This is a genomic window from Actinomycetospora sp., from assembly GCF_055612215.1.
The window spans coordinates 1-3,197 of record NZ_JBVPVA010001183.1; the positions used below are offsets into that span (position 1 = coordinate 1).

General features: G+C 74.6%; 3 protein-coding genes. 2 read left to right on the forward strand and 1 reads right to left on the reverse strand.

All coding sequences use genetic code 11. The features are described from left to right. Window positions 1-62: 62 nt before the first annotated feature. On the reverse strand, window positions 63-872 hold the full coding sequence (locus tag AC0CYZ_RS31650) for a peptidylprolyl isomerase (RefSeq protein ID WP_472222230.1): 810 nt from the start codon (window positions 870-872) through the stop codon (window positions 63-65). Between the two features lie 202 nt (window positions 873-1,074). On the opposite strand from AC0CYZ_RS31650, the gene AC0CYZ_RS31655 reads away from it, so the two are divergent. Together AC0CYZ_RS31655 and hisS are read left to right on the forward strand one after the other, a co-directional pair. Then, complete coding sequence (locus AC0CYZ_RS31655) at window positions 1,075-1,767, forward strand: MBL fold metallo-hydrolase (RefSeq protein ID WP_472222232.1); 693 nt, start codon at window positions 1,075-1,077, stop codon at window positions 1,765-1,767. Window positions 1,768-1,778: 11 nt separating this feature from the next. After that, complete coding sequence (gene hisS, locus AC0CYZ_RS31660; RefSeq protein ID WP_472222234.1) at window positions 1,779-3,047, forward strand: histidine--tRNA ligase; 1,269 nt, start codon at window positions 1,779-1,781, stop codon at window positions 3,045-3,047. Window positions 3,048-3,197 lie beyond the last annotated feature (150 nt).

Below are 3,197 nucleotides of genomic sequence, written 5' to 3' on the forward strand. Positions count from 1 at the left end.
GAGCTGCCCGCCCCGGTGCACCCGGGGGCGCTGCCGCTCACGCCGACGGGATAGAGCTCGCCCTACCCCTGGACCTGGGCCTGGGTGATCTGCACGCCGAGCTTGGGCTTGCCGTCGCCCTCGCCGGTGGAGTTGTCGCTGCCGGCCGCGGCGACCTTGTCGAGGACCGCGAGCCCGGCGGTGCTGATGCGCCCGACGACGGTGTACTGCGGCGGCAGGGCCGAGTCGGCGTAGACGAGGAAGAACTGGCTGCCGGTCGTGTCGGGCTGCGAGGTCTTGGCCATCGCGACCAGCCCGCGGCTGTAGTCCGACGCGCCCTGGCCCAGCGGCGACGGGGCGAGGTTCGCCGGCGGCTCCTCGGCGTAGCGGAAGCCGGGGCCGCCCGACCCCGAGCCGGTCGGGTCGCCGCACTGCAGCACCTTGAGGCCCTCACCGGTGGTGAGGCGGTGGCACGGGGTGTCGTTGTAGAAGCCCTGCTGCGCGAGCGAGGTCACGGCGTTCACCGCGCACGGTGCCTGCGCACGGTCGAGGGTCAGCGGGATCGCGCCCTGCGAGGTCTGCAGGGTGAGCCCGACGATGCCGGTGCGGGGCGGGTTCGCGTCCGGGTTCTGCACCGGGCGCGACGCCTGGCCCTCCGGGATGTACTGGCAGGCCCCCGCCGCGGCCGCCGGGGCCGCCTCCGGGGACGCCTCCGGGGACGCCGGCCGCGTCGCCAGGTAGACCCCGACGCCGGCGACGATGACCACGACGACGGCCACGACCGCACCGATCGTGAGCCGCTGCCGACGACGTCGGGCCCGCTCCGCGCGGCGCTCGATCTGACGCTCCAGCTTGCGCTTGGCGGCCTTCCGGCGCTGCTCGTTCGTCGGCACGGCGGCATCCTAGGAAGTCATCCCGGGGTGAGTTCGGGCAGGTCGACGGACCCGGGGCGGCACGACCTCGCGGGAACCGGGTCCGCGGGACCCGGATCTCCGGCACGGTCCCCGGGCGGACCGAGATCGCGTTCACCACGTCCGTCCGGGACGAACCCGACCACTAGGGTGGATCGGAGTCGTACCGAGGAGGACTGAGGACGTGCTGCTCGCCGGGTTCCCGGCCGGGACCTTCCAGACCAACTGTTTCGTGGTCGCACCCGAGGAGGGCGGCCCGTGCGTGGTGGTCGACCCCGGGCAGGACGCCGAGGAGCCGCTGCGCAAGGTCCTCGCCGAGCGGAAGCTGACCCCGGTCGCGGTGCTGCTGACCCACGGCCACCTCGACCACATGTGGTCGGTGACCCCGGTGTGCGACGGCGACGACATCCCCGCCTGGATCCACCCCGAGGACCGCTTCATGCTCGCCGACCCGCTCAAGGCGGTCGGTCCGATGGGCGCGCAGATCGCCGCGATGTACCCGGGGCTGGAGTTCCGGGAGCCGAAGCGGGTCGAGACCCTCGCCGACGGTGCGACCCTCGACCTCGCCGGGATCTCGCTGACCGTCGACCACACCCCCGGCCACACCCGCGGGTCGGTCGTCTTCCGCGGCACCGCCGACGACGACGCGCCGTTCGTGCTCGCCGGGGACACCCTGTTCCAGGGCAGCATCGGGCGCACCGACCTCCCCGGGGGCTCGCTCGAGGAGATGATGACGAGCCTGCGCACCAAGCTGCTGACGCTCCCCGACGAGACCGCGGTGCTGCCCGGGCACGGGCAGCCGACGACCGTCGGCGACGAGCGGCACACCAACCCGTTCCTGCAGGGCGCCCGCTCCGCGCCCGGCCGGAACCTGTAGAGGACGGCGCCGTGGCCGAGATCCCCAGTGGCGGCTTCACCGCCCCGAAGGGCATCCCCGAGTACGTCGGGCCCGAGTTCGTCGCGGTGCGGGACACCCTCGTCCGCGAGGCCGACCGCGCCGGGTACGCCAACCTGGAGCTGCCGGTCTTCGAGGACACCGCGCTCTACGCCCGCGGGGTCGGTGAGTCCACCGACGTCGTCTCCAAGGAGATGTACACCTTCGCCGACCGCGGCGGGCGCACCGTCACGCTGCGCCCCGAGGGCACGGCCGGCGTCGTCCGCAGCGTCATCGAGCACGGCCTCGACCGGGGCACGCTGCCGGTCAAGCTCCGCTACACCGGGCCGTTCTTCCGCTACGAGCGCCCGCAGGCCGGGCGCTACCGCCAGCTCCAGCAGGTCGGCGTCGAGGCCATCGGCGTGGACGACCCGGCGCTCGACGCCGAGGTCCTCGCCGTCGCCGACGCCGGGTTCCGGGCCCTGGGCCTCACCGGCTACCGCCTGGAGATCACCAGCCTCGGCGACGCGACGACGCGCCCGGCGTACCGCGCCGAGCTGACCCGGTTCCTCGAGAAGCTCGACCTCGACGAGGCCACCCGCGAGCGCGCCCGGATCAACCCGCTGCGGGTGCTCGACGACAAACGGCCCGAGGTCCGTGAGCAGCTCGCCGACGCGCCGTTGATGATGGACCACCTGTCCGACGAGGCCGCCGCGCACCACCGCACGGTGCTGCGCTACCTCGACGACCTCGGGGTCGCCTACACCGAGAACCCGTGGATGGTCCGCGGCCTGGACTACTACACGAAGACGACGTTCGAGTTCGTCCACGACGGCCTCGGGTCGCAGTCCGGCATCGGCGGCGGCGGGCGCTACGACGGGCTGATGGCCGAGCTCGGCGGACAGCCGCTCTCCGGGGTCGGGTTCGGGCTCGGGGTCGACCGCACCCTGCTCGCGTGCCGGGCCGAGGGCCTCGAGGTCGCCCCGGCACGGCGGGTCGAGGTGTTCGGGGTGCCGCTCGGCGAGGCCGCGCGCGACCGGCTGGTCGGGATCGTCGGGGCGCTGCGCCGCGGCGGGATCCGGGCCGACCTCGCGTACGGCGGTCGGGGCCTCAAGGGCGCCATGAAGGCGGCCGACCGGTCCGGCGCGCGGTACGCGCTGGTGCTGGGGGAGCGCGACCTCGACGGCGGCGTGATCCAGCTCAAGGACCTCGCCGACGGGACGCAGACCGAGGTCCCCCTCGACGGGGCGGTCGCGGCGGTGGACCGGGCGCTGCGCGCCTGACAGCCGGTGAGCACCCGGCGCCATCGCCCCGGACGGCGCCTGATCGGCGACGACACCCCGGAGGCCCCGTGCCCGGCGCCACGCCCGTGACCCGTGCCGGGCTCGCCGCGGTCGTCGTGGCCGGGGCCATCACCGCCTGCGCGCCCGCGA